We start from the raw sequence: 26583 nt of genomic DNA, 5'->3' as shown, positions 1-26583 counted from the left end.
TTCATCAGGACGTAGCACACGCCTCGGTCAGGCGAGGGGCGATCGCGGCCAATGGTAGAATTTCGGCGGCCGCCCCGATGGCGGCTGCAGCCTTGGGCATCCCGTAGACCGCGCTTGTGGCTTTGTCTTGCGCGATCGTCAAACAGTGCCTGTCGCGCAGGAGTTTCAGGCCGCGGGCGCCATCGCGGCCCATGCCCGTCAGCAGCACGCCGACCGGGTCCCCCTGCCAGCTTTCCGCAACGCTTTCGAAGAACACGTCGACCGACGGACGATAGGGATAGTCGCGCGGTTCCGCCCGGTAGCCGAGCTCTCCGCCCGGCTTGAGAACGAGGTGGTCGGCGCTCGCGGCGATCAGGACAGCTCCGCGCTCCGGCCTGTCCCCTTCACGGGCCGGGCGGACGGGCAGGCGGCAATGCTGGCTGAGCCAGCTCGCGAAGCCCGGCACGAACTGCTCGTCGAGATGCTGGACCAGGATGATCGCTGCCGGGAATTCGGGCGCCAGCCCGCCGAGCAGGGTCGCCACCGCCGCCGGGCCGCCGGCCGAGGCGCCGATGGCGACGAGGCGCTGGGAGGGAGAGGCCGGAGCCGGCGGCCGGCGCTGGCTGCGGGGCGCCGGCGGCAGGCCGCGCGAGAGCCGGCCGATCGTCGCGATGCGCGCGAGCAGCGCCGTGGTCTGCGTCGAGGAATGGCCGTTCAGGCCGACGCTGGGAATGTCGACCGCGTCGAGCGCACCATGGCCCATCGCATCGTAGACGCCGGAGACATTGGCGTCGATGCTGGCGGTGACGAGCAGGATCGGACAGGGCGTCTCGGCCATGATCCGCCGGGTCGCCTCGACGCCGTCCATCTTCGGCATGTTGAGGTCCATCAGGATCAGGTCGGGCCGGTCGTGCCGGCAGGCCTTCACCGCCTCGCAGCCGTTCATGGCGATCCAGGCGACTTCGTGCTCCGCCGTCGAAGCGATGACGCGTCGCAACAACTCGACCGCCATCGGCAGGTCGTTGACCAGCCCGACTCTCATGAAACGCCCCCACAGCGCATGCCCGGATTCATGGTTCGCCGATCAGGTCGACCACGGCATGAATCAAAGTTTCGTCGTGGAAGCTCCCTTTGGTCAAATAGTAATCCGCACCGGCATCGAGGCCGCGGCGGCGATCCTCCTCGCGATCCTTGTAGGAGACGATCATCACCGGCAGGTTGCGCAGGCCGGGATCGCGCTTGATCAGGGTGACGAGCTCGATTCCGTCCATGCGCGGCATGTCGACATCGGTGACGACGAGGTCGAACGGATCGGAGCGGACTGCGTTCCAGCCGTCCATGCCGTCGACGGCGACCTCGACCTCGTAGCCGTGATGGTCGAGCAGCTTGCGCTCCAGCTCGCGCACCGTCAGCGAATCGTCGACGACGAGGACGCGCTTGCGCCGCTTCTGGCCGGCGCGGGCCACGCTGCGTTCGAGTGTCCGGAGGCGCCCGCCCGAGACCAGCTTCTCCATCGAGCGGATCAGGTCCTCGATATCGAGGATGAGGACCGGCGAGCCATCGTCCATCAGGGCGGCGGCGCTGACATCCTTGACCTTGGCGAGACGCGGGTCGAGCGGCCGGACCACGAGTTCGCGCTCGCCGAGGAAACGATCGACGACCAGAGCATAGAGATCGTCGCCCTCACCGACGACGACCGTCGGCAGCTCTGTTTCCCCGAGCGCCGCTTCGCCCCGGCCCAGGATCTCATGGGCCGTGACGAGGCCGACCTGCTGTTCGCCATGGCGGAAATGCGGGCGGCCTTCGAGGAGCTCGATCTTGTCACGCGGCAGCCGCAAGGCGCGCGCGATCGCGGTCAGCGGCAAGGCATAGGGCTCGCCGTCGATCTCGACGAGCAGCGCACGGATGACGGACAGCGTCAGCGGGAGCTGGAGCTGGAAGCGGGTGCCGATGCCGGGCTCGGACGTGACGGTGACCTGGCCGCGCACCTGCCTCACCATGGCCTGCACGGCATCGAGGCCGACGCCGCGGCCCGAGATGTCGCTCACCGTCGCCTTCATCGAGAAGCCGGGCAGGAAGAGGAATTCGAGCAGTTCCTCCTCGCTGAGGTCCCAGACCGTCTCGGTCGTGGTCAGCCCGCGGGCGAGCGTCGCCTGCCGGAGCGCCTCGATATCGATGCCGCCGCCATCGTCCGAGACGATGATCTGGAGCAGGCCGGCATTGTGCCGGGCTTCCAAACGGATCAGGCCCTCGGCCGGTTTGCCGGCGGCGCGGCGCTGTTCGGGCGTCTCGATGCCGTGATCGACGGCATTGCGCAGGAGATGGCCGAGCGGAGCATCGAGCTGGTCGAGGATGTCGCGGTCGATGCTGGTCGCGCCCCCGACGATGTCAAGGCGCACGGTCTTGCCGAGCGACCGGCCGATGTCGCGCACGTTGCGCTGGAAATGCCGGACCCCATCCTCGAAGGGGCGCATCCGGCTCGCCAGCGTCTCGTCATAGAGCCGGTTGGCGAGATCGGTTGCGCGCCGGTCGACCGTATCCATCTCGTCGAGGCGCTGGGCGAGGAGCGCCTGGCCCTCCGCCAGCTTGAGCTGCGCGGTTGCCAGGGCCTGCGCCGCGCGGCCATCGCCATCTGCTGGCATCGCGGCCTGCAGATCCCCAAAGCTCTTGGCGAGCTCGGCCTGGACGCGTCGCAGCCGCAGCAACCCGTCATTGAAGGGCCGCAGCCGGCGCGCCGACATCAGCGATTCACCGGCGAGGCCGAGCAGGCGGTTCAGGCTGTCGGCGGTGACCCTGACCATGCGCTCGCCTGCCGTGCCATCGCCGGTCTGCGCAGAGGCTTCAGCAGGCGCAGCGGGCGGTGGAGGTGGCTCTGCGCCGGGGGGCGGGCCCACCGGGCTGGCTTCCTGGTTGGCTTCCGGGCTGGGTGAGTCCGGCGAGGGAACGTCGATTGTCTCGCCGGCTTGGCGTAGACTTTGCGCGAAAGCCTCGATCCGCGTCTTCGCATCTGCTTCCGGCTCGCCCGATCCGGACGCGATCTCGCCGAGCAGATCGATGCCGGCGAGAAGCGCGTCGATATGCCTGCGGTTCAGCCGGATCGTGTCGTGCTGGGCAGCGACGAGGCATTCCTCCATCTCGTGCGCAACCTGCACGGCCGGCGTGAGATCGATGATGCGAGCCGCCCCCTTCAGGGAATGGGCCGCGCGCATGCAGGCTTCGAGATGGACGGCGCTGGCCGGATCGCGCTCGAGGGCGAGCAGGCCGGCCGTGAAGGCCTGCGACTGTGCCGCGAGCTCCGCCCGGAACAGTTCGAGCATGGAGAGGTCGCTGAGGTCCTCGCCGCTCATGCGATGCTCCGGTCGATCAGGTCGAGCAGGCGCCCGGCATCGAGGCAGCCGACCGCGCGGCCGTTCCACGGGATCATCGTCGCCACGACGCTGGCCGCCGAGCGGCCGACCGTCGCCGGAACCGCGCCGCGCTCATGGGCTCGATAGGCGTGGAGGCCGTGGACCTCGTCGACCTCGAAGGCGACGTGCCTCGAGTCCTCGCCGGTGACGACAAGGCGGGGGAAGATCGCGATCCGCTCGGCGCTGCGGGACGCGGATGCCCCGCCGATGCCGAGCAAGGCGGGCAGCGAGATGCAGATCAGCAACTCGCCGCGGACATTGACGATGCCGCGGACGGCCTCGCTGCGGCGATGCGGCAGGGAATGGACCGGGCGCGGCTCGGCGATCTCGCGGCAGATCGCGGCCGGCAGGCCGAGCCATTCCTCACCGATGCGGAAGATCAGGACGCTGTCGATCTCCTCGCCCTCGGGCGCCTTCTCGTCGCGCCCCGCGAAATGCTGCGTCCACTCGTCGCGATAGCCAGGCGGCAAGGGGCGGTCGAGCAGCTTGCGGGCGATCTGCGCATGGGTCGGGCAATTGCGGCAGTGGAGGTGATCGTCGAGTTTCGGGCAGGAGCGATCGCCGCTGACACCGATCTCGCGCCAGCACTCCTCGATGTCGTCAGGTGTCATCGAATCGGTCTCGGCGGACATCAGGTGCCGCTCCGCTTCGCCAGCCGGTCGAGCCGGTCGGCCAAGGCCTTGGCACCGCTATGGTCGCCCAGGCGCTGCTGGAGCAGCCGGAGCTGGGCGAGCGCTGGCTGGTGATCGGGCGCGAGGTAGAGCGCCTTGCGATAGTTCCGCATCGCATCCTCGACCGCATCGGCCGCGTCATGGGCGAGCCCCAGCCAGTAAAACGCATCGGGCGAGGGGCCGAATTCGGCGATATGCCGCTCGGCGGCGGCCGGCACCTCGGCGAGGAGCCCGGCATCGGCGGCGCGCTCGATTCCGGCCAGGCTGGCGGCTGCCCGGTCCGGCGTAGGCGCGGATGGTTGGGCGGGGGGCGCTTTCTGCGTGAAGGGACGTGGCGTCGATCGTGGCGCGGTCGCCTTGGCCTGGAGCGAGGGGGCAGATTTCGGCGGAACCGGCCGTGGCTTTCGCGCAGCCGGCGGCTCGGCGGGTTTCACACGCGCCGCCTCTGCCTTCACGAACGCGAATGCCCGCGGAAAGCGCACCGATGCGAAGCCGAGCAGGGGCGGGAGACCGGATTCGGCCGGGCCGACCAGCAGGATCCCATCATCGGCGAGCATCTGCCTGAGACGCGTCAGCGCCGTTCCCTGCGTCTCCCGGTCGAAATAGATCAGCAGATTCCGGCAGAAGGCGACGTCATACGTCTCCTGCCCGGGCTGCGGCGCCGTCGTGAGCACGTTGCCGAGGCGGAAGCGGACCTGCCGGCGGACGCTGTCATGCGGCCTGAAACCGCCCTCGCAGGCCTCGAAATAGCGGTCGCGGAAGGCGATGTCGGCGCCGCGGAAGGAGTTTTTCCCGTAGATGGCGCGCTCGGCATGGGCGAGGTTGCGGGTGCTGATGTCGATCGCGTCGATCTGGAAGCTGCCATCCGGGAAGCCGGCATCGAACAGCGCCATCGCGATGGAATAGGGCTCCTCGCCGGTCGAGCAGGGCAGGCTGAGGAGTTCTCAGCGGACGGCTCGCGGCGCGGTTCTCGCGGAGATGCCGGACCATCGCGCCGAAAGCCTCGCGGTCGCGGAAGAACCAGGTCTCGGGAACGATGACGGCATCGACCAGTTCCTGCCGTTCGGCCGGATTACCGGTGACGAAAGCCCAGTAGGCGTGAAGATCCGATATCGCGCAGGCCGTCATCCGCCGTTTCAGGGCATGGCGGATCACGGAGGCGCCGACCGTCTCCATGCTCAGGCCGATGGTCTCCCTGAGCAGCTTCTCGAAATCCCTGATCGGAACGGTGTCGTCCATCACGGTTCCGCCTGGCGCTGGCGGAACAGGATATCGCGGATCTCGGGCGTCAGCAGGGCTTCGCCCCGGATCCACTGGATCAGCCCGCGCTCGTCGCTGGCGACGGGGCCGAGATAGGCTGGCATGCCGGCCTCGACGCCCGACGACGTGAAATCCGCTTTGGCGCGTTCGATCGTCTCGACGGCCTGTTCGACCAGCAGGCCGAGAAGGTCGTCGCTGCCGGGACCGGATGGATAGCGCAGCAGGATGATGCGGGTGCTCAGGCGCGGCTCGGCCGGGCGCCCGAGCGCCAGCAGCGCGAGATCGACCACGGGCACCGGCCGGCCGCGATAGCTGATCGCTCCGGCGACGCCCGCAGGTGCGCCCGGCAGTTGCTTGGCTGCGAGCAGGGGCAGCACGGCCTCGACCTGCCCTGTATCGAGCACGTAGCGATCCCGCCCCAGCTGGAACATCAGAAACAGCATCGTGCGGTTCCGCTCCGCCTTTCCGTGTCAGGCGCGCAGCTTGAAGCGCGAGATCGAGCTGCGCAGCCCGTTCGAGACCTGGTTGAGTTCGTCGATCGCGAGCGTCGACTGCTGCAGGGATTCCACGGTCTGCTGGGCGGCCTCGCTGAGCTGGGACAGGGCCTCGCTGATCTGGCCCGCGCCGGTCGCTTGCGCCTGCATGCCCTCGTTGGCGCCCTCGAAGCGCGGCACCAGCCCCTGGACCTGCTCGATGATCTCCGAGAGCTGGCCGCCGACCTGCTGCACCTCCTGCATGCCGCGGCGGACCTCCTCGGAGAACTTGTCCATGCCCATCACGCCGGCTGCGACGGCCGACTGGATGTCCTTGACCATCTGTTCGATATCATAGGTCGAGACCGCCGTCTGGTCGGCGAGCCGGCGGATCTCGGTCGCGACCACGGCGAAGCCGCGGCCGTATTGCCCGGCCTTCTCGGCCTCGATCGCGGCGTTGAGCGAGAGCAGGTTGGTCTGGTCGGCGACCTTGGTGATGGTGGTGACGACCTGATTGATGTTGCCCGCCTTCTCGCTGAGGATCGCGAGCTTGGCATTGATGGCGCCGGCGGCCTCCATCACCTGCCGCATCGTGCTCTCCATGCGCGCGAGCCCGGCCTGCCCGCCATTGGCGAGCGTCGCCGTCTGCTCGGCGACGGCCGAGACCTCGTCCATCGTGTGGGCGAGCTCGTTGGAGGTGGCGGAAATCTCCTTGGCGGTCGCGCCGATCTCGGTCGTGGTGGCGGCGATCTCGTTGGCCGTCGCCTGCTGCTCTTTCGAAGTCGCAGCGACCTCGGTGATCGAGGTGTTGACCTGGATGCTCGATTTCTGGATCTGGCCGATCAGCCCGGCGAGATCATCGGCCATTCCGTTGACGCCGTCGGCGACCGTGCTGAATTCGTCGCGCCGCTCCAGCGTCAGGCGCTCGCTGAAATCGCCGCGCCGCATCAGGTCGACGATGCCGAGCAGCTTGCCGAGCGGCAGGGTCACCGCCCTAAACAGCAGGACGCCGCAGAGGATCGCGAGCACGAGCGCAATCGCGAAGCATATGATCAGCCCGAGCTCCGCGGAGCGGATGATGGTGACGATCTTGCGGGTCGAGACATCGGCCTCGTCCTTGTTGAAATCGACCATCTCGCGCAGCGCGCCGCGCATCTTCGTCGCGATCGGGTCGAGATCGCTGCGGACGACGGCGGACTGATCGGAAGCCTGCCCGTTCGCGATGGCCTGCCGCCCGGTGGCCATGATGGCATCCTCGGCCGCGGCGAACTGATCGACGAGTTGCGCGGCCGCGGCGTGGTTGCGCCGGTCGGTTTCGCTGTTGATCGTGCCTTCATAGGATTTGAGCAGTTCGCGCACCCGCGCCCGATTGGCGAGGGCAGCCTCGCTCGCCTGGTTCCTGGCTGCGGCATTGTCCGCCCGCGCCATATCCCGGGAAAGCCGGGTGCTATCGGCCCAGACCACCATCAGCTGCGCGCTGTAATAAAGGCCGGGAACGGTCTTGGTCTCGACCTCGATCACCTCCCGCTCGGTCTGCAGGAACCAGAAATAGCTGGCGCCCGCCATGGCGGTCATCACCGCGAGGATCGCGGCGAAGCTGATCAGGATGCGGCGGCGTATCGTCAGGCTCTTCATCGCTCAATCCATCGTCGCGGCGTGCTGCCGGCGGTCGCCGGGCCGGCTGCCGCCGTGGTCACGGTCGAAGCGTGCGCAGATCATCGTTAGCGCAGAGTTATTGCGTCTCCGTTGCGGAAACGCGTCGCAATGAGGGCTGTGGACGGATGCCGCCGCTGCCGGTCGGGTCAGGCCATGCGGACCTGAGGCAGGAAACGTTCGGCTGCGAAGGGGACGGGGTCGCACAGCGTCGGCGCGCCGGTCATCATCTCCGCGAGCAGGCGGCCGGTCGCGGGGCCGAGCGTGAAGCCGTGATGGGCATGGCCGAAGGCGAACCAGAGGCCGTGATGCCGAGGCGCCGCGCCGATGATCGGCAGCATGTCGGGCAGGCAGGGGCGGGCGCCGCGCCAGGGCTCGGCATCGAGCCTGCGGCCCAGCGGCACGATCTGCCGCGCGATGCGCTCGGCCCGGTCGAGCTGCCAGGAGTCGGAGGGCTCGTCACGGCCGGCCAGTTCTATCCCCGTGGTCAGGCGAACGCCGCGCTGCATCGACGTCAGCACGAAGCCGGCCTGGGCGTCGCAGAGCGGATGCTGCGGAGCTGTTTCGGCGGCGCTTTCGTAATGCATGTGGTAGCCGCGCTTGAAGCCGATAGGGAAGCGATAGCCGAAACGTTCGACGAGGTCGTTCGACCAGGGACCGAGCGCGACGACCGCTTCCGGTGCCTGCCATGCCTCGCCATCGGCGGAGAGGCGCCATGCTGCGTTGTCTTGCTGCAGGCTGGTGGCATCTGCCGGTTTCAGCAGGCCGCCGCGCGCGACGAAGAGCGCGGCATAGGCGCGTGTCACCGCGCCGGGGTCGCTGACCGTGACGGGGTCACGCCAATGCACCGCGCCGGCGACGCTGCCGGTGATCAGGCCGGGTTCGAGGCGACGCAGGGCGTCGTCGCCGAGCAGGTCATAGCTGAGGCCGTAGGCAGCGAGTTCGGCCGCCCCGCGGGTCGCCGCATCGAGGCCTCGCTGCGTGCGATAGAGCTCGATCCAGCCTTCGCCGCGCATCAGAGCCTGGGTGCCGGCGGCTTTCGTCCAGCGCCGGTGTTCCTCGATGCAGCGCTCGATCAACGGCAGGATGGCGCGGCCCAGCTTGTCGAGCCGGTCGGGTGCGGAGTTCCACCAGTAGCGGGCGAGCCAGGGGGCCATGCGCAGCAAGGCCGCCGGCCGATAGCGCACGGCGATGGAGCGGTTCGAGGCGAGGCTGGCGAGCGTCGCGATATCGCGCGGGAAGGCATAGGGCACGACGGAGGAGCGCTCGATCAGCCCGGCATTGCCATGGCTGGTCTCGGCGCCCGGCTCGCCGCGATCGACCAGCAGGACGCGCCGGCCGCGCTCCTGCAGGTGCAGCGCCACGCTGACGCCGACAATGCCCGCTCCGAGCACAATCACATCGGCCTGTCCCGCTGCGGTCGCCATCGTCCGTCGAATCCGTCCCATCTGCCCTGATCGGACATAGCCGAACCGAGCCTCAATCGGACCAGTTTTGCAAGAAAATAAAAATCATTTGACAGTTTGAAAGAAAAATAACTTCATCTCCCGGAGCGCGGGAGTGCCGATGTCGCAGACGCTTCGCCAGAGATTGCAGGCTTGCCTCGCCAACGGCTCCAGAGCCGACAAGGCGCTGGCGAGCTATATGCTGGCGCAGATGCCGAGCCTGCCCTTCGAGACGGCGGCGAGCCTGGCCGAGAAGGTCTCGCTCAGCGAGCCGACGGTGGGGCGCTTCTGCCGGACGCTCGGCTACAGGAGCCTGAAGGACCTCAAGGCCAGCCTCGCCGAAGAGATCGGCGACAGGCCCTGGCTGATCAGCGACCGCCTGCGCGATTTCCAGCAGCGCAGCCGCGCCGGCGACGATCAACTGGCGCGCAGTCTGCAACTGGAGATCGCCGGCCTCGTGCGCATCTACGAGCTCGCCCAGAGCGAGGAGTGGAAGCGCGTCGCGCGCCGGTTGGCGTCGGCATCCTCCGTCTATGTCACGGGTTTCCAGACCGAGCGCGGCTTGGCGCAGTACCTCGCCAACCAGCTCCAGTACCTGCGCGACGGCGTGCATCTCGCCGATCTCGCGGCCGGGAATTTCTCGGACCTGCTGCTGTCTGCCGAGAAGGAGCGCTGCCTCGTGATTTTCGAGGCGCGGCGCTATTCGCGCATGGCCAAGGTGCTGGCCGAGCAGGCGAAGGCGGCGGGCATCAGGACCACGCTGATCACCGATTCCTTCTGCGACTGGGGGCAGGGGCTCGTCGACGAGATGCTGGTCGTCTCGACCGAGTTCAACCTGTTCTGGGACTCGACCGCCCAGATGGCGAGCCTCAGCAACCTGCTGATCAACGCGGTCTTCGTCGAGCTCGGCCCGCAGGTCGAGGCGCGGCTGAACCGCATGGCCGAGCTCTACGGCCGCTTCACCGGCCATGTCGGGGACAGTTCCGGCCCGCTCGGCTGACGGCCGCGATCAAAGCCTTTCGCAACATCTCAAAACAAAAGGGGAAGCGGGATGAAGACGATGATGAAGGGGAGCCTGCTGGCGTTGGGCCTGTCGGCGCTCGCCGCCTCCACGGCACTGGCGCAGGAAGCCACGTTCGTGATGACCGCGCGCCTCGTCGGCGCGCCGACCTACAACCCGATCAAGGCGACGAAGCTCAACACCGCGACGACGCTGATCTTCGACCGGCTGGTGGTGCAGGATGCCGACCAGAGCTTCCACGGCCAGCTCGCGACCTCGTGGGAGTCGAGCCCGGACGGCATGCTCTGGACCTTCAAGCTGAAGCCCGGCGTGAAGTTCCACAATGGCGAGCCGTTCAACGCCAAGACGATCGAATGGTGGGTGCCGCAGTTCAAGGGCACGGAGAACGCCTTCACCGTCGAGGCCATCGAGAAGGTCGAGGTGGTCGACGACCTGACCGTGCGCTTCCACATGAAGCATCCCGACCCGAACCTGCTGTTCAACCTCGCCAGCTCGTTCATGTGCGTGCCCGAGCCGAAATCCTACGAGGCGCTGGGCGACAAGTTCGGCGTGACCGAGGCGATCGGCACCGGCCCCTACAAAATGCAGCAGTTCACGGTCGGCCAGCAGACCGTGCTCGTGCGCAATGACGATTACAAATCGGCCTCCGCCCTGTCGAAGAACCAGGGGCCGGCCAAGTTCAAGAAGCTGACCTTTCGCGAGATCGGCGAGGAATCGACCGCCTATCTCGAACTCAAGACCGGCGGCGCCGACGTGCTCGTCAATGTCCCCACCGACTTCCTGCCGCGCATCCAGGCCGACAAGGCGGTGAAGCTCGTGACCATCCCCGGCAACGAGGTGGTCTACATGCCGATCAACACCAGCGTCGAGCCGTTCACCGACATCAAGGTGCGCGAGGCGACCGCCTTCGCCGTCAACCAGAAGGAAATCCTGACCAGCCTCTATGGCGGCAACGGCGCGGTGGCCGACACCTTCCTGATCTCCTCGCTGAAGGAGTCGCAAGTCGATCCCAAATACAAGATCGCCTACGATCCCGAGCGTTCGAAAAAGGTGTTCGACGCGGCCGGCTGGAAGCCCGGCGCCGACGGCATCCGCGTCAAGGACGGCAAGCGCCTCGAGGTGAAGCTCTGGGCGCAGAACGGCACCGAGTTCAAGCGCCTCGCCGAGATCGTCCAGGCGCAGCTCAAGGCCGTCGGCATGCAAGCCGATATCAGCATCGTCGATGCCGGCTCGATCAATGCGCAGTACCGCAAGAAGACCGAGCACCAGCTCGCGGTGCGCGCCTATCAGTGGACCAATGCCGATATCGTCGACTGGTTCTTCGCTGCCAAGCGGGCGGGCTATCCCAATGTCTCGATGTTCAACGATCCCGAGGCGGAGAAGCTCAACGACATCGCGATGAACAAGTCGAAGACCTGGGACGAGCGCGTCGCGAACTTCACGAAGTACCATGAGTATGTGCTCTCGCAGTACCCGTTCGCGCCGATCTACCAGCCGGTGCAGAGCCTGGCCTATGGCAAGCGCGTCGTGATGCCCGAGACGATCCGCGGCATCGGCTTCTCCAGCCAGTCGATGATCGACATCGCCCCGGCCAACTGAGCCGGGACGAACTCACGCGGGAGATCGATCCTTGCTGCGCTTCGCGATCCGGCGCCTCGCCATGCTGGTGCCGGTCTTCCTCGCCGTCTCGCTGGTGATCTTCATGATCATCCATCTCGTGCCCGGCGACCCGCTGGAGCATCTGATCCAGGTCGGCTCGTCGCCGGAGCAGCGAGCGCAGATGATCGCGCGCTACGGCCTGGACCAGCCGCTGCTGGTCCAGTACGGGCGCTGGCTCGCCAAGGTCGTCACCGGCGATTTCGGCGACGCCATCGTGATGCGACAGCCGGTTTCGCAGCTCATCGCCGAGAACATGCCGCATAGCCTCGCGCTCGGCGGGACGGCGCTCATCTTCTCGACGGTGGTCGGGATCGTCACCGGCGTGCTCGCCGCCTCCTTCCGCGACAGCCTGTTCGACCGGGCGGTGATGGGCTTCATCCTGCTGGGCTCGACGCTTCCGAGCTTCTGGCTGGCGCTGTTGATGATCCTGATGTTCGCCGTGCAGTTCGAATGGTTCCCGGTCTCGGGCGCAAGGACATGGGACGCGCTGGTGCTGCCGGCGCTGACCATCGGCATCGGCGGCACGGCGCTGATCGCCCGCGTCACCCGCGCCGCGATGGTCGAGATCGCGAGCCGCGATTTCGTGCGGGTGCTGCAGGCCAAGGGGGTGCCGTTCTGGCGCATCCAGCTCCGCCATATCCTGCAGCAGGCGATGCTGCCGGTGATGACCATTCTGGGTCTGCGCATCGGCTGGATTCTCGGTGGCGCGGTCACGGTCGAATACGTCTTTGCCCGGCCGGGGCTCGGCTCGCTGCTGATTACTGGCTTGGGTCAGCGCGACTATCCGCTGGTGCAGGGCTGCCTGCTGATGCTGGCGATCGCGGTGATGCTCGGCACGCTGATCGGCGATCTCGCCCAGGCGGCGCTCGATCCGCGCCTGCGTGAAGCGATGGGTGCACGATGAGCCGAAAATCCCTCGCCGGTCGCATCCTCCGGTCGCCGCGCGGCGCCATCTGCGCGCTGTTCCTGCTCGCGCTCGTGCTCTGCGCGATCTTCGCGCCCTGGATCGCGCCCTATGACTATGCCGCGCAGAAGCTCTCCATCGCCAACACGCCGCCGTCATTCGCGCATTGGCTCGGCACCGACGAGTTCGGGCGCGACCTGCTCTCGCGCATCATCCAGGGTGCGCGGACCTCGCTCAGCGTCAGCGTGCTCTCGATCGCGCTGTCGGTGCTGATGGGTGCGACGCTTGGCGCCGCCGCCGGCTATTTCGGCGGCATCTTCGACAAGATCGTTACGATCTTTGTCGATCTGACCTGGTCCTTTCCGGAAATTTTGCTGGCGCTGATCCTGATCGCGATCCTCGGGCCGGGGCTGCATTCGACGGCCATCGCCATCGCGATCGCCTATCTCGCGCAATTCACCCGCCTGACGCGGGCGCAGGTGATGGCACTCAAGGGCGAGCTCTTCGTCGATGCCGCGGTGACGGCCGGCGCAAGACCCGCGCGCGTGCTGTTCATGCATCTCCTGCCCAACGCGATGACGCCGGTCATTGTCGCCGGCATGCTGGCGACGGGCGATGCGATCGTGCTCGAAGCCACGCTCGGCTTCTTCGGGCTGGGCGCACAGCCGCCGGTTCCGAGCTGGGGGGCGATGATGAGCTCCGGCACCGCGCAGATCTTCATTGCGCCCTGGATCATCATCTTCCCCGGCCTCGTCATCGCCACGGCCGTCATCGCCATCAACCTGTTCGGCGATGCGCTGATCGAGGCGCTCGATATCCGCCGCCCGCTTCGGGACGGCTGACACGATAAGAAACGCGCGAAACAGCCAGAGGAACGCCATGAGCTTCACCGTCCTGACCGCCGAGTTCTCGCATGAGAGCAACACCTTCAGCCGCTGCCCGGCCGATTACGCCGCCTTCACCGATCGCGGCATCAAGCTGGGCGACGACGCCATCGCCGCGCGGGCCGAGGCCAATACGCCGATCGCCGGCTTCCTCGATATCGGTCGCCCCGCCGGCTGGACGGTCGTCCATGCGATCAGCGCCGCCGCCCAGCCCTCCGGCCCGGTGACGCGCGACGCCTTCGACCGGATCGCGGGCGTCATCGTCGAGACCGCGAAGGCCCATGCCGGCAAGATCGACGGCGTGCTGCTCGGCCTGCACGGCGCGATGGTCACGGAGTTCTGCGAGGACGGGGAGGGCGAACTGCTGGAGCGGGTCCGCGCCGTACTGGGACCGGACGTGCCGATCGGCGTCACGCTCGATCCCCACGCCAATGTCACCCACAAGATGACCGAGCTCGCCGATATCGTCGTCTCCTACAAGACCTATCCGCATGTCGACATGCGCGAGATCGGCAAGCTCGCCGCCGGCATCCTGCAGCGGACGATGAAGGGCGAGATCAGGCCGGTGACGCTGCGCGCCGAGCGGCCGATGCTGGAGGAGGTCAATGGCGGGCGCACCGATATCGGCCCGATGGTCGAGCGCATCGCCAAGGCCAAGGCTTATGAGACGGAAGCGGGCGTCTTCGCCGTCAGCGTCAATGGCGGTTTCGGCAATGCCGATATCCGCGAGGTCGGCCCGACCGTGCTCGTCACCTGCGAGGGCGAGCGCGAGAAGCATCAGGCCTTCGCAGAAGCAATGGTCGAGGACATGTGGCAGCGCCGCTTCGACGTGGTGACGCCGTTCCTCTCGGTCGAGGACGCAGTCGCCGAGGCCAAGTCCTATGTCGCGACGAAGGGGCCGCTGATCATCGCGGATTATGCCGATAATCCCGGCGGCGGCGGCTATGGCGACGCGACCGGCCTGCTCAAGGGCATGATCGCAGCCGATCTCGGGGATTCCTGCTTCGGGCCGATGGTCGATCCTGAGGTCGCGGCCGAATTGCGCAAGGGCAAGCCGGGTTCGACGGTTTCGGTCAGACTCGGCGGCAAGGTCGATCCCGAGATCGGCGGCGGCCCGCTCGAACTCACCGGCACGCTCGTCAGCGTCAGCGACGGCGACTATGTCGGCGACGGCCCGATGATGGGCGGGTTGAGCGCGAGCTGGGGGCCATGCGCGGTGCTGCGCGTCGGCGATATCGAGATCCTGGTCACGACGAGCCGCGCCCAGATGAACGACCTGCAGCAGTTCCGCGCCTTCGGCATCGACCCGGCAGCGAAGCGCGTCGTCGGGTTGAAGTCGATGCAGCATTTCCGGGCCGCCTTCGAGCCGATTGCCGGAAAGGTCATCGTCTGCGACAGCGGGGCGCTTTGCACGCCCGATCTCAGCAAGCTGCCCTATCGCCGGGTGCGCCGGCCGCTCTATCCGCTCGACAAGGTGGCGTGAGAGATGCCGCGCGCCGGCTCAGGCCGGGGCGACCGCCGCCTTGCGGGCGATGACCTGCCTGAACAGCACGGGCGCCCCGATGATGAGCCCGGCCACGATCGAATAGGGCGTGGCCAGGATCATCGGCAGGGCTGCGAGCCCGATGACGAAGCGCTCCCACATTGCCAGCGGCGCCAATAGCCAGCCGGAGAAGGCGGCCGAGAGCAGGGTGATGCTGGCGATGCAGGCCGCGGTCGAGCCGACGAACTCCGTCCAGGTGAAGCCCGGCGCCATGATCAGCATGGAGGGCGAGAACACGAAGACGAAGGGCACCAGCACCTTGCCGAGCGCGAGCCGGAAGGCGGTGTTGCCGGTCTTGAACGGGTCGGCGCCGGCCATGCTCGCCCCGGCATAGGCGGCGATCGCCACCGGTGGCGTGATGTCGGCGAGGACGCCGTAATAGAACACGAAGAAATGCGCCACGAGCGGGTTGACGCCGAGCATGCCGAGCGCCGGCGCAGCCACCGTCACCATGATGATGTAGTTCGCCGTGGTCGGCACACCGCAGCCGAGCAGGATGCAGACCATGCCGGTCAGCAGCAGCGTGAAGAACAGCGTCGCGCTCTTGATGTCGAAGGGCAGGAAGGGGACGAGGTCGATCAGGCCCTTGGCCCATTGATCGGCGAGCGAGGTCACGATCCAGGAGATCTTGAAGCCGACGCCGGTCAGCGTGACCACGCCGACGATGATGCCGACCGTCGCTGCCGCAGCACCCACGCCGATCGCGTATTTCGCGCCGAGGACGAAGGCGTCGACCATGTCGTTGACGCGCTTGCGGCCTTCCGTCGAGCGCAGCAGCACGCCATGCGCCATGACCGCGAAGGCGGCGGTCACCAGCGCCGCGTTGACGCCCGGCACGCGCAGGAGCTCGGTCGGTGCGGCGACGCCGATGGCGAGCGCCAGCGCCAGCGCTGCGCCTGCCCGGTAGTGCGCAAGGCCGACCAGCATGCAGCCGGTGATGCCCCAGAAAGCGGCGAGATAAGGCGTGTAGCCGGTGAAAAGCACCACGATCAGCGCGAAGAGCGGGGCGATGGTCGGCCAGTCGCGGGCGAAGACCTCCCGGAGCTTCGGCGCATCCGCATCGGTCATGCCGCCCATGCCGGTGCGGCGCGCCTCGAAATGCACCTGCATCAGCACGCCGAAGAAATGCATGAAGGCCGGCACGATCGCGGCGATGACGATCGTGGCATAGGGCAGGTTGAGGAACTCGACCATCAGGAAGGCGGCGGCGCCCATGATCGGCGGGGTGATCTGGCCGCCGGTCGCGGCGGTCGATTCCACCGCCGCCGCGAAATGGCGCTGGTAGCCGAGGCGGATCATCATCGGGATGGTGAGCGAGCCGACCGTGACCGTGTTCGCGACGGAGGAGCCGGAGATCATCCCGAACAGGGCCGAGCCGAAGATCGAGACCTTGGCCGGGCCGCCGGCAAAGCGGCCGGCGACCGCCGCGGCTACGCCGAGGAAGAGGCGGCCGAGGCCGATGCGCGTCGCCAGCACGCCGAACAGCACGAAATGGAAGACATAGGTCGCGACCACGCCCAGCGCGACGCCATAGACGCCCTGGCTGGTCAGGTAGAGGTGGTTGACGAGGTTCGACCAGGTTGAACCCGGATGCAGGAAGATGCCGGGAAACCAGTTTCCGAAGAGCGCGTAGACGATGGCGAAGAGTGCGATCAGCGGCAGGCCCCAGCCGATGGCGCGGCGCGTCGCCTCGATCATCAGGACGATGGTGATCGTGCCCATCGCGACGTCGAGCGGCGAGGGATTGCCGACGCGGAAGACGAGGTCCTCGAAGATCCAGGGCACGTAAAGGCTGGCGACGGCGACCGCGACCGCGCAGACCCAGTCATAGAGCGGTACGCCGCCGGGGCGGAAGACGGTCGAGGGATAGACGGTGCCGGCCTCGCTCTTGCGGGCGGCGAAGACGAGGAAGATCAGCCCGAGCACGAAGGCGAGATGGATGCCGCGATGCGTGGTCTCGCGCAGCAGGCCGAAGCCGGCGGTGTAGTAATGGAAGGCCGAGAGCGCGAGCAGCAGGCCGCCGATCAGCAGTGCGGTGCCATGCGGCACCTTGCGGAACTGCATTTCCGGATCGAGTTCTTCCTCGAGCCTGGCGAGTTCGGCGGCGGAGGGCTGATTGGCCATGCGGGTCTGCCTGTGGCTATGAGCTTGCAGCGATCAGCGAAACGACAGAGGAGCGCGTCATTCCGGGCGAAGCGAAGCGGAGACCCGGAATCCATCGTAGAGCGCTGAGCTTTACGATTGATTCCGGATCGGCGCCGCTTCGCGGCTTGTCCGGAATGACGCGGGGCCTGCTGGCGAAGTCGGCTTACTTCAGCAGGCCGGCTTCCTTGTAGAACTTCTCGGCGCCCGGATGCAGCGGCACGCCCTGCAGGCCCGACAGCGCGGTCTCCTTGCGGATCACCTTGCCCTTGGCGTGGCCGGAATCGAGCGCGGCGCGGGCCTTGTCGCTCCACAGGCCCTTGGTGACGGCATAGACCGTGTCGGCCGAGATCTTGGAGGAGGTGACCCAGTGGGCGCCGACCGCCACGGTCTTCACCGCGCCGACATCCTTGTAGGTGCCGGCCGGGATCTCGTCGGCGGCGAAGAAGGGCGAGTCCTTGGCGAGCTTCTCGGCCGGGGCGCCGGTGATCGGCAGGATGTCGATGCCCGAGCCGGTCGAGGCGAGCTCCGAGATCGCCGCCGCCGGATAGCCGCCGGTGAAGAAGAAGGCATCGACCGAGCCGTCCTTCATCTTCTCGGCCGCCTGGTTCGGCTTGAGATACTCGGCGGTGATGTCCTTCTCGGTGACGCCGAAGGCGGCGAGGATTGCCTTGGCGTTGAGCAGGGTGCCGGAGCCGGGCTCGTCGAGCGAGACCTTCTTGCCCTTGAGATCGGCGACGCTCTTCACGTTCGAGGCCTTGCGGACGACGAGATGGACGCTCTCGGGATAGAGGTTGGCGATCGAGCGCAGCTCCTCCACCTTCGGCTTGCCCTCGTAGACGCCGGTGCCGGAATAAGCCCAGAAAGCGACGTCAGCCTGCACGAAGCCGGACTCGGCTGCGCCGCCGACGATGGCGTTGACATTGGCGACCGAGCCATTGCTGGCGACGGCGGTCGCGACGAGCTGCGGCGGTGCGGAGATCGCGTTCGCGATCAGGCCGCCGATCGGATAATAGGTGCCGGCGGTGCCGCCGGTCCCGATGCGGAAGAAGGCCGGAGCCTGGGCAACGGCGATGCCGGCCGCCAAAGCGACGGCGCCAAGGGCGAGGCCGGCGGCGGTAAACTTCGAACGAAGACGCAGAGACATTCAGTCAACCTCCCATGAAAGCGGCAATCTCGGCAGGATCGGGCGCGGGATCAATCGGCAATTCGGCGCAGTCGGGGAGATCAACAGCGATCTGGCCGGATTTTACGGTCTTCGGAGCGTGAAAGCGTGGCCAGGCATGCAGTGAGGGCATTGCCGTGGTGCCGGCTCATGAAATTGTGCGGGAGGCGTCGATCCTCTAGAGCCTTCGACCGCGTCACGAGGCGGGAATCGGCCTGCCGGAGACGCTGCGGGACCAAGCCCAGATGACCGCCAGCGCGCCGACCGCCTCCCTGCCGCAACGGGCCATGATGCCGGTGCTGATCGCGCTGAGCTTCACGCATCTGCTCAACGACATGATCCAGTCGCTGATCCCGGCGATCTATCCGATCATCAAGGAGGCCTACCGGCTCGATTTCGGCCAGATCGGCCTGATCACGCTGACCTTCCAGGTCTCGGCCTCGCTGCTGCAGCCGGCGGTCGGGCTCTATACCGACAAGCACCCGATGCCGTACTCCATGGTGGTCGGCATGGGCTTCACGCTTTCGGGGCTGATCGGGCTCGCCTATGCCGGCAGCTACGGCTTCCTGCTGCTCTCGGCGGCCTGCGTGGGCATCGGCTCCTCGATCTTCCATCCCGAGGCGACCCGCATGGCGCGCAATGCCTCCGGCGGGCAGCATGGGCTGGCGCAGGGCATCTTCCAGGTCGGCGGGCAGACGGGCGGGGCGCTCGGGCCGCTGCTCGCGGCGTTCATCATCGTGCCGCGCGGGCAGGGCAGCCTCGCCTGGTTCTCGGTCGCGGCGCTGGTCGCGATGATGCTGATGGTCTGGACGGCGGCGAGCTATGCGCGGCTCGACAAGGCGCGGCCGCCGAAGGCAGCCGTGGCGAGCGCGGCGCCGGCGCGGCCGGGCAAGCGCTCGGTCGCCTTCGCGATCACCATCCTGATCATTCTGCTGTTCTCGAAGAACGCCTATTCGGCGAGCTTCTCGTCGTTCTACACCTTCTACCTGATGGGCAAGTTCGGCATCTCGATCCAGAACTCGCAGGTGATGCTGTTCCTGTTCCTCGCCTCCTCGGCGGTGGGGGCGCTGGCCGGCGGCATGCTGGGCGACCGGATCGGGCGCAACAAGATCATCTGGTTCTCGATCCTGGGCGCGCTGCCCTTCACGCTGATCCTGCCCTATGCCGACCTGTTCTGGACCGGCGTGCTGACAATCGTGATCAACCTGATCATGTCGAGCGCGTTTGCGGCGATCCTGATCTATGCGCTGGAGCTCTTGCCCGGCCGCGTCGGGCTGGTCGGCGGCTTCTTCTACGGGCTGTCCTTCGGGCTCGGCGGGCTTGCGGCTGCCCTGCTCGGCGAGTTCGCCGACCATCTCGGCATCGAGATGGTCTACAAGATCTGCTCGTTCATCCCGCTGATGGGGCTGCTCGCCTGGTTCCTGCCGCGGCTGAGCGAGGGCACGCGCGCGGCGAAGGTCGGGCATTAGGCCCGACAACGCTCTCATCACAACCGCGCGGTCATCCCGGGCTTGACCCGGGATCCATTCGGGAACGCTTCCGAGGAAGGTTCAGGCATGGATCCCGGATCTCCGCTTCGCTGCGTCCCGGATGACCGGCGTTTCCTGGAGACAGGTTTCGGAGGGGTTCAGAGCGCGAGCTTGCCCGCCTTGGCGGCGGCGTAGCGCTCGTTGACCTTTTTCCAGTCGACCACGTTCCACCAGCCCTTGAGGTAGTCGGCGCGGCGGTTCTGGTACTTCAGGTAATAGGCGTGCTCCCAGACGTCGTTGCCGAGCAGGACCATCTGCTTGTCCATGATCGGGCTGTCCTGGTTCGGCTTGCCGAGCAAGGCGAGCTTGCCGGCCTTGTCGACGGTGACGAAGACCCAGCCCGAGCCGAAGACGCGCAGGCCCGCCGCCTCGAAATCGGCCTTGAACTTGTCGAAGCCGCCGAGATCGCGCGTGATCGCCTCGGCAACCTCGCCGGTCGGCGCGCCGCCAGCGCCCGGCGCCATGATCTCCCAGAACATGCTGTGGTTGGCATGGCCGCCGCCATTGTTGCGGACGAGGGTCCGGATACTCTCCGGCACCTGGTTCAGATCGGCGATCAGCTCGCCGACCGAGGCCTTGGCGATGACGCCGTTGTCCTTGGCGGCATTGTTCAGCGCGGTGACATAGGCCGCGTGGTGGCGGTTGTAATGGATGTCCATCGTGGCCGCGTCGATATGCGGCTCCAGCGCATTGGCCTCATAGGCGCGCTTCGGCAGCGAGAACGGGCCGGCCGGCGCCGCTGGCGCTGCCGCCTGTGCCCAGACCTTCGGCGCAGCGACGACAGCGAATGCGGCGGCGCCCAGGCCGATCAGGCCACGGCGGGAGACGGCGGAAACTGCGGTCATGGGAATCCTCCGGAAAGCGTTCTGGCGTGATGGCTACCTGCTCAACGCGCGTGTCCCGTTGCGGGTCCGCCGTCGATCGCCGCAGCTATAGCATGGCCGTGCCCGGCAGTTGACCCTAGCGCAATATCACAATCCCGGCGTGCATATCGAAAGTGGTAAACCGCACGATCGAGCTCTTAACCGGCGATTTACCGCGTTTCTCTACGGTTCCGAGAGAAATCCTCCCGGGTGGAAGGGGCGTCCCGCCATGCATGCTCTGGCTCGCAAGCTCGATCTGCCCGTTCGCGAGGTGATGCCGGACCGCGCCGACGAGCCGGCAGCGGCTGGCGCCGAGCGTGCCGTGCGCGAGATTGCCGCCCGCTTCGGCAAGCTCAGCGCCGAGATCACCGATATCGCCGGCCGTGTCGGCGACTTGACGCAACAATTCGACAAGCAGACCGCGGGCCTGCGCCGCGTGGTCGGCGCCGTCGAGCAGGTGTCGCAGGCCAATAACGCGATCCGGCAGGCGGCCGAGGGCGCGCAGGCCGCTGCTTCCGGCGTTCGCAATGGGCTCGAACGCGTGACGAAATCAGTCCGGCTTGGGCTCAATGCCGCGCAGGCGGATATCGAGACCCTGTCGCAGGAAGCGCAATCGATGTCGCAGGTGCTGGCGCAGGCCGTCGGCGACGCGCACAAGGCGCGGGCATCGAGCGATGCGATCCAGTCGATCACCCGCGAGATCCAGCTCCTGTCGATCAATGCCGGCGTCGAGGCGGCGCGCAGCGGCGAGGCCGGCAAGGGTTTCGCGGTCATCGCCGCGGCCGTGAAGACCCTGGCGGAACAGACCCGCGAGGCGACGGCGGCGAGTGCCGCCCAGCTCGATCTTCTGGTCAAGGCGGTCGATGCCGTCGCCCGCCGCAGCCAGGAGAACGCACAGACCGCCCAGCGTGCGCGGGCGGGGAGCCAGACCATTTCGCAGCAGATCGGCGAGTTCGACAGCTTCGGGCGCTCCGTCGTCGAGCTGATAGGCGAGATCGAGGCCGTGTCGCGGCCGACGCGGGATAATGCCGAGGCCTGCGCCAAGGCCGGGCAGGATCTCGCGGGGCTGGTGAGCGGGGTCGACGCCTCGACCGACAATCTCCAGCAGGCGGGGCAGCGCACCGAAGCGCTGGTGGCGATCAGCGAGGGCATTCTCGGCTCGATCGCGGCATCCGGCGTGCGGACGGCTCAGTCCGAACTGATCGCGACCGCCATGGAGACGGCGAGCACGATCAGCGGGCTGTTCGAGGCAGCGCTGGCGCGCGGGGAGATCGGGCTCGCGGACCTGTTCGACGAGGCCTACCGGCCGATTCCGGGCTCGGACCCGATCCAGCACATGACCCGCTTCGTCGCCCTGACCGACCGGCTGCTGCCGCCGCTCCAGGAGGAGCTGCTGACCTCGAACGGGCGGATCGTGTTCTGCGCGGCGGTGGATCGCAACGGCTTCCTGCCGACGCATAACCGCAAATATGCGCAAGCCCAGGGCAGCGACCCGGTCTGGAACAACGCCAATTGCCGCAACCGGCGCATCTTCGACGACCGGACCGGGCTTGCCGCCGCGCGCAACCGCAAGCCGTTCCTGCTGCAAAGCTACCGGCGCGACATGGGCGGCGGGCAGTTCCTCGTCATGGAGGACCTGTCGGCGCCGATCATGGTCAAGGGCCGGCACTGGGGCGCCTTCCGCTTCGGGCTCAAGGTCTAGTCGTCTGCCGTGCGTAACCTGTCGAGTTGAGTGAGCGAGTTTCCGAGCCAGCGCCATGCATATAGCGCCTTCCTTTCCCAACCTGTCAGTGCTGCTCATCGACCCGAGCCCGCATTACCGCCGGATCGTGCGCACGATGCTGTATCAGGCGCAGCTCAACCGCATCTTCGAGGCGTCGGACCTGTCCTCGGCCGCCTCGACCTTCATCCAGAAGCAGCCGAATATCGTGATCCTCGACTGGGACATGCCGGAGGGCAACAGCGTCAAGTGCCTGGCGGCGATCCGCTCCTTCAAGACCTCGCCCTTCGCCAAGGCGCCGGTGCTGGTGATGATGGAGCGACCGGACCGGCGCTCCGTCGTCCAGGCGGCGAAGCTCGGCGCGCATGAGATCGTCACCAAGCCGATCTCGCCGAACAATCTCTGGCTTCACCTGTCGGGCGTGATCAACATGCCTCGCAAGTACAGGGAAGCGGAGGGCAAGATCACGCTGGTGCCGCGCGCGATCAGCAACGCCATCTTCTGATCCTTGCCCGGAGGTTCCCCGAACGGAACGTGACGGCCTTGTTCGACTCCGGGCGGCGGCGCGGCGTCCTTGCGCGTTCACTCGGGCTCGTCACATCGCCGCCATGACCAGCGACAACCCAAGGTAGGCCGCTCTTGCCGCGAAAACGCCAAGAGTATTGATGCGGCTGAACATATTTAGCGAAGTTTTTACCAGTTTGACGCGATGCTCCAGGCGCAATCCTGGGTCGCCCTTCATGGTCATCACCGTCTCGCTTCCTCCTTTCCTCGGCCGGTCCGAGGCCGCGACGTTCCGCAACCAGCTGCTGGTGGCGCTGGAACAGCGGGAAAGCATCGCTGTCGAATGCGCCGAGGCCGGCGCTTTGCCCAGCCTGTGGATCCAGCTTCTTCACTCCGCAGCCACCAGCGCCGCCGCGCGGGGGCTTTCGGTCACGCTCAAGGCGGCTTCCGAGGAATGCCGCGAATCCTTGCGGGCGATCGGCTTCGATGCCGCTCACAGCGCTCTCGTTCTGGAGTGATCAGGTATGAAAATCCTGGCGATCGACGATACCAAGACCCTGCTCAGCCTGCTCAGCCTGACGCTCCGCAATGCCGGCCATGAGGTGGCCGAGGCCGAGAACGGCGAGGACGGCCTCAACAAGTTCGACCAGTTCCGCCCCGATCTGGTGATCACCGATCTCAACATGCCGATCATGGATGGCATCGAGTTCACGCGCGCCTGCCGCTCGCGCCCGGCCGGGCAGAACACGCCGATCATCGTGCTGACCACGGAGAACGGCGCCGAGATCAAGGCCGAGGGCCGGCGCGCCGGCGCCAGCGCCTGGATGGTCAAGCCCTTCGAACCCAACACGCTGCTCGGCCTCGTCGCGCGCTACCAGAACTGAAGGCTGGCCGATGGATCCGTTGGCAGAACTCAAGCAGACCTTCTTCCAGGAATGCGAGGAGCTCCTCGGCGCGCTGGAGCAGAAGCTCCAGGCTCTCGACGAGGGTTCCACCGATTCCGAGGACGTCAATGCCGCATTCCGCGCCATTCACTCGATCAAGGGTGGTGCGGGTGCCTTCGGCTGCACGGAGCTCGTCGGCTTCGCGCATGTCTTCGAGGCTTCGCTCGACCATCTGAGGTCAGGCCGCGTCGCCATCGAGGACGCGCCGTTCGCGCTGTTCCTGCGCTGCGCCGATGCCGTCGCCGATCTGGTCTCGGCCGCCCGCAACGACGAGCCCGCGACCGAGCGCCCGGACCTGCTGGCCGCGCTCGAGCAGGTCGGCAAGGAGCCGCAGGCCCCGGTCGCCGCGCCGCCGCCGGCTCCCGTCGCGCCCGCCCCGGCACCGGCCGCTCCCGCCGCCAGCAACGATGCGCCCATCGGCATCGCCGCGCTCGGCAACCTGCTCGCCATGGTCGAGGCGAAGACGGCGGCTCCGGCTGCCGCCGCCGCTGCCGATGACGGCTGGGACGACGAGCCGGCCGCAGCGCCAGCGCCTGCCGCCGGCAAGCCCGGCCGCGACGTGCACCTGCGCATCATGCCGGAGCCGGACCTGTTCCGCCGCGTCATCGAGCCGCGTGTCGTGCTGGGTTCCCTGCCGGCCGACGACATCGTCTCGATCCGCTGCGACCTGAGCCAGGTGCCGCCGCTCGAAAGCATCGATGTCAGCGATTGCTGGCTGCGTTTCGACGTCGACCTGCGCACCGAACTCTCGGTCGAGGACCTGCACGGCCGCTTCGATTTCAGCCTCGCGAACGAGGAGTTCGAGATCAGCTTCCCCGAGCCGGAAGCCGTGGCCGAAGCACCGCTGGCCGTCGAGGCACCGGCTGCCGAGCCGGAAGTGTCCAGCGCGGTCGCCGCCGATCTCTCGGCCATCCTCGCCAAGCTCGGCGCGGCGCCGGAAGCGGCGAGCGAGCCCGATATCCAGCCCGCGCCGGCCCCGGTTGCGGTCGCCGCTCCGGTCGTCGCAGCCGAGCCGGCCGCTGCTCGCGCCGCGCCGCGTGCCCCGGCTGCGCCCGATAACTCGGCGCGCCAGCGCCAGGCGGTCAGCGTCCGCGTCGATCTCGATCGCATCGACAAGCTGATGAACCTCGTCGGCGAGATCGTCATCACCCAGTCGATGCTGGTCGAATGCGTCCGCTCGCTGCCCTATGACGTTCACGCCAAGACGGCCGAAGGCATGCTGACGCTGTCGCGCCAGACCCGCGAGTTGCAGGACCATGTCATGGCCGTGCGCGCGCAGCCGGTGAAGGCCGTGTTCCAGCGCATGCCTCGCCTGGTGCGCGAGCTTGCCCAGACGCTCGGCAAGGAAGTGCGCCTCGTGCTCGAAGGCGAGAACACCGAGGTCGACAAGACGATCATCGAGGAACTGGCCGATCCGCTGACCCATATGATCCGCAACTCGATGGATCACGGGCTGGAGACGCCGGACGAGCGTGTCGAGGCCGGCAAGCCGCGCGAGGGCACGATCAAGCTGGTCGCCGAGCATCGCGCCGGCCGCATCGTCATCTCCGTCACCGATGACGGGCGCGGCATCGGCCGCGACCGGCTTCTGGCCAAGGCCCGCTCGCGCGGTCTCGTCGGGGCTGACGAGCGCTTGCAGCCGGAGGAGATCGATCAGCTCATCTTCGCCGCCGGCCTGTCGACCGCCGAGGTCGTCAGCGACGTCTCCGGCCGCGGCGTCGGCATGGATGTCGTGCGCCGCAATGTCGAATCGCTCGGCGGGCGCATCAGCGTCGATTCCGAGCCGGGCCGCGGCTGCAAGTTCACGCTCGCCCTGCCGCTGACGCTTGCGGTGCTCGAGGGCATGGTGATCCGCTGCGGCGACGACCGCTACGTCATCCCGATCGCGTCTGTGATCGAGACCCAGCACCTGGCTTCGACCCCAATTGAGCGCCTGCCCTTCGGCCAGGAAGTCCTGCGCTGGCGCGGCGAGGTCACCCCGCTCTACCGGCTGGGCGACGTGATGGGTTCGATGGGCACGACCAACGAGAACATCGTCATCATCGCCGAGACCGAGCGCGGCAACAATGTCGGCATCGCCGTCGACGAGATCGTCGGCCAGCAGCAGGTCGTCGTGAAGAGCCTCGAGGCGAATTACGGCGCGGTCAACGGTGCCTCGGCGGCGACGATCCTCGGCGACGGTCTCGTCGCCCTGATCCTGGATATCGACTCGATGCTGCGGCTCGCCGCCTCCGGCAGCCGTCCCCCCCAATCTGACCTCAAGATGGCTGGATGACCATGACCCTCCAACTCGGCGAAAAGCATTTCTCGTCGGCGCAGCCTGAATCGGCTGCGCGCCGGATCGTGACCTTCAAGGTCGGCGATCGCACCTTCGGCATCGATGTCGGCATGGTCCGCGAGATCAAGGGCTGGCAGGCGACGACGCCGCTGCCGCACGCGGCCCCGCATGTGCGCGGCGTGCTCAACCTGCGCGGCGTCATCCTGGCTGTCTACGACCTGCGCACCGCGATCGGGCTCGGCGCCACCGAGGCGACCGCGACCCATGTCATCGTCGTCGTCGATGTCGAGGACAAGACCGCGGGCCTGCTGGTCGACTCGGTCTCGGACATCGTGGATGTCCCGGTTTCCGCGGTTCGCCCGGCTCCCGACCTGGAGCGCGACGAGCACGGCCTGATCGAGGGCCTCGTCCTGCTCGACACCGACATCGTCGCGCTGCTCGACCTTGCGGCCGTGATCCGCGACGGCGGCGCCGAGGCCCAGATCAAGACCAGCCGGGCCGCCTGACCTTTTCGAGACCAGCCCGAGCGTAGCGTTCAA

At 67.4% G+C, this 26583-nt stretch carries 23 protein-coding genes; 12 read left to right on the top strand and 11 right to left on the bottom strand.

The window, feature by feature from the left end; translation table 11 throughout:
* Nucleotides 1–4: 4 nt before the first annotated feature.
* The 7 genes from ACFJGT_RS15970 to ACFJGT_RS15940 all read right to left on the bottom strand — a co-directional run bounded on the left by ACFJGT_RS15970 (nucleotide 5) and on the right by ACFJGT_RS15940 (nucleotide 8870).
* Nucleotides 5–1021: a chemotaxis response regulator protein-glutamate methylesterase gene (locus ACFJGT_RS15970; protein ID WP_377839150.1), complete on the bottom strand. Its 1017-nt coding sequence runs from the start codon at nucleotides 1019–1021 to the stop codon at nucleotides 5–7.
* Between the two features lie 28 nt (nucleotides 1022–1049).
* Nucleotides 1050–3326, bottom strand: a complete 2277-nt coding sequence (locus ACFJGT_RS15965) for a hybrid sensor histidine kinase/response regulator (protein ID WP_377839146.1) — start codon at nucleotides 3324–3326, stop codon at nucleotides 1050–1052.
* Nucleotides 3323–4018, bottom strand: a complete 696-nt coding sequence (locus ACFJGT_RS15960; protein WP_377839143.1) for a chemotaxis protein CheW — start codon at nucleotides 4016–4018, stop codon at nucleotides 3323–3325. The genes ACFJGT_RS15965 and ACFJGT_RS15960 overlap by 4 nt, the downstream gene beginning before the upstream one ends.
* Nucleotides 4018–4950 (bottom strand): CheR family methyltransferase, encoded by a 933-nt coding sequence (locus ACFJGT_RS15955; protein WP_377839140.1) that lies wholly within the window; start codon nucleotides 4948–4950, stop codon nucleotides 4018–4020. The genes ACFJGT_RS15960 and ACFJGT_RS15955 overlap by 1 nt, the downstream gene beginning before the upstream one ends.
* A gap of 345 nt (nucleotides 4951–5295) precedes the next feature.
* Nucleotides 5296–5760 (bottom strand): chemotaxis protein CheW, encoded by a 465-nt coding sequence (locus ACFJGT_RS15950; RefSeq protein ID WP_377839136.1) that lies wholly within the window; start codon nucleotides 5758–5760, stop codon nucleotides 5296–5298.
* Between the two features lie 27 nt (nucleotides 5761–5787).
* Nucleotides 5788–7425, bottom strand: a complete 1638-nt coding sequence (locus tag ACFJGT_RS15945) for a methyl-accepting chemotaxis protein (protein ID WP_377839132.1) — start codon at nucleotides 7423–7425, stop codon at nucleotides 5788–5790.
* A gap of 167 nt (nucleotides 7426–7592) precedes the next feature.
* On the bottom strand, nucleotides 7593–8870 hold the full coding sequence (locus ACFJGT_RS15940; RefSeq protein WP_377839128.1) for an NAD(P)/FAD-dependent oxidoreductase: 1278 nt from the start codon (nucleotides 8868–8870) through the stop codon (nucleotides 7593–7595).
* Between the two features lie 139 nt (nucleotides 8871–9009).
* On the opposite strand from ACFJGT_RS15940, the gene ACFJGT_RS15935 reads away from it, so the two are divergent.
* The 5 genes from ACFJGT_RS15935 to ACFJGT_RS15915 are packed head-to-tail and all read left to right on the top strand — an operon-like array spanning nucleotide 9010 to nucleotide 14839.
* Complete coding sequence (locus ACFJGT_RS15935) at nucleotides 9010–9888, top strand: MurR/RpiR family transcriptional regulator (protein WP_377839124.1); 879 nt, start codon at nucleotides 9010–9012, stop codon at nucleotides 9886–9888.
* A 60-nt stretch (nucleotides 9889–9948) separates the two neighbouring features.
* A complete protein-coding gene (locus ACFJGT_RS15930; protein ID WP_377839121.1) occupies nucleotides 9949–11508 on the top strand; it encodes an ABC transporter substrate-binding protein in 1560 nt (519 codons plus the stop codon).
* Nucleotides 11509–11539: 31 nt separating this feature from the next.
* On the top strand, nucleotides 11540–12472 hold the full coding sequence (locus ACFJGT_RS15925; protein WP_257731506.1) for an ABC transporter permease: 933 nt from the start codon (nucleotides 11540–11542) through the stop codon (nucleotides 12470–12472).
* On the top strand, nucleotides 12469–13314 hold the full coding sequence (locus ACFJGT_RS15920) for an ABC transporter permease (protein ID WP_377839115.1): 846 nt from the start codon (nucleotides 12469–12471) through the stop codon (nucleotides 13312–13314). Before ACFJGT_RS15925 ends, ACFJGT_RS15920 begins: the two co-directional genes overlap by 4 nt.
* A gap of 37 nt (nucleotides 13315–13351) precedes the next feature.
* Nucleotides 13352–14839, top strand: a complete 1488-nt coding sequence (locus ACFJGT_RS15915; RefSeq protein ID WP_377839112.1) for a M81 family metallopeptidase — start codon at nucleotides 13352–13354, stop codon at nucleotides 14837–14839.
* Nucleotides 14840–14857: 18 nt separating this feature from the next.
* Here the strand turns inward: ACFJGT_RS15915 and ACFJGT_RS15910 are convergent, their stop codons facing one another.
* On the bottom strand, nucleotides 14858–17023 hold the full coding sequence (locus ACFJGT_RS15910; RefSeq protein ID WP_377839109.1) for a TRAP transporter permease: 2166 nt from the start codon (nucleotides 17021–17023) through the stop codon (nucleotides 14858–14860).
* 184 nt (nucleotides 17024–17207) lie between these two features.
* Complete coding sequence (locus ACFJGT_RS15905) at nucleotides 17208–18188, bottom strand: TAXI family TRAP transporter solute-binding subunit (RefSeq protein ID WP_377839106.1); 981 nt, start codon at nucleotides 18186–18188, stop codon at nucleotides 17208–17210.
* Between the two features lie 263 nt (nucleotides 18189–18451).
* Here ACFJGT_RS15905 and ACFJGT_RS15900 point away from each other — a divergent pair, with 263 nt between their 5' ends.
* Nucleotides 18452–19675, top strand: a complete 1224-nt coding sequence (locus ACFJGT_RS15900) for an MFS transporter (RefSeq protein WP_377839103.1) — start codon at nucleotides 18452–18454, stop codon at nucleotides 19673–19675.
* Nucleotides 19676–19833: 158 nt separating this feature from the next.
* Here ACFJGT_RS15900 and ACFJGT_RS15895 read toward each other — a convergent pair whose 3' ends face one another.
* Nucleotides 19834–20580, bottom strand: coding sequence for a superoxide dismutase (locus ACFJGT_RS15895; RefSeq protein ID WP_377839099.1), 747 nt, complete (start codon nucleotides 20578–20580; stop codon nucleotides 19834–19836).
* Between the two features lie 247 nt (nucleotides 20581–20827).
* On the opposite strand from ACFJGT_RS15895, the gene ACFJGT_RS15890 reads away from it, so the two are divergent.
* Together ACFJGT_RS15890 and ACFJGT_RS15885 are read left to right on the top strand one after the other, a co-directional pair.
* Nucleotides 20828–22300 carry a methyl-accepting chemotaxis protein gene (locus ACFJGT_RS15890; RefSeq protein WP_377839096.1) on the top strand — a complete coding sequence of 491 codons (1473 nt, stop codon included), beginning with the start codon at nucleotides 20828–20830 and terminating at the stop codon, nucleotides 22298–22300.
* 55 nt (nucleotides 22301–22355) lie between these two features.
* Nucleotides 22356–22823: a PleD family two-component system response regulator gene (locus ACFJGT_RS15885; RefSeq protein WP_293795954.1), complete on the top strand. Its 468-nt coding sequence runs from the start codon at nucleotides 22356–22358 to the stop codon at nucleotides 22821–22823.
* A 90-nt stretch (nucleotides 22824–22913) separates the two neighbouring features.
* Here ACFJGT_RS15885 and ACFJGT_RS15880 read toward each other — a convergent pair whose 3' ends face one another.
* Complete coding sequence (locus ACFJGT_RS15880; protein ID WP_377839089.1) at nucleotides 22914–23066, bottom strand: hypothetical protein; 153 nt, start codon at nucleotides 23064–23066, stop codon at nucleotides 22914–22916.
* Here ACFJGT_RS15880 and ACFJGT_RS15875 point away from each other — a divergent pair.
* Genes ACFJGT_RS15875 through ACFJGT_RS15860 form a run of 4 tightly spaced genes read left to right on the top strand, consistent with a single transcriptional unit; the run spans nucleotide 23059 to nucleotide 26550 of the window.
* Nucleotides 23059–23340 (top strand): STAS domain-containing protein, encoded by a 282-nt coding sequence (locus ACFJGT_RS15875; protein WP_291657428.1) that lies wholly within the window; start codon nucleotides 23059–23061, stop codon nucleotides 23338–23340. The two genes, ACFJGT_RS15880 and ACFJGT_RS15875, sit on opposite strands and share 8 nt — an antisense overlap.
* 6 nt (nucleotides 23341–23346) lie before the next feature.
* Nucleotides 23347–23706, top strand: a complete 360-nt coding sequence (locus tag ACFJGT_RS15870) for a response regulator (RefSeq protein ID WP_047578672.1) — start codon at nucleotides 23347–23349, stop codon at nucleotides 23704–23706.
* 10 nt (nucleotides 23707–23716) lie between these two features.
* Nucleotides 23717–26041 (top strand): chemotaxis protein CheA, encoded by a 2325-nt coding sequence (locus ACFJGT_RS15865; protein ID WP_377839084.1) that lies wholly within the window; start codon nucleotides 23717–23719, stop codon nucleotides 26039–26041.
* Nucleotides 26038–26550 carry a chemotaxis protein CheW gene (locus ACFJGT_RS15860; RefSeq protein WP_199086446.1) on the top strand — a complete coding sequence of 171 codons (513 nt, stop codon included), beginning with the start codon at nucleotides 26038–26040 and terminating at the stop codon, nucleotides 26548–26550. The genes ACFJGT_RS15865 and ACFJGT_RS15860 overlap by 4 nt, the downstream gene beginning before the upstream one ends.
* Nucleotides 26551–26583 lie beyond the last annotated feature (33 nt).

This window comes from Allobosea sp. UC22_33, assembly GCF_042700715.1.
GTDB lineage: Bacteria > Pseudomonadota > Alphaproteobacteria > Rhizobiales > Beijerinckiaceae > Allobosea.
The sequence above is the reverse complement of the archived record's forward strand: the minus strand, read 5'-3'. Positions and strand labels throughout refer to the sequence as shown.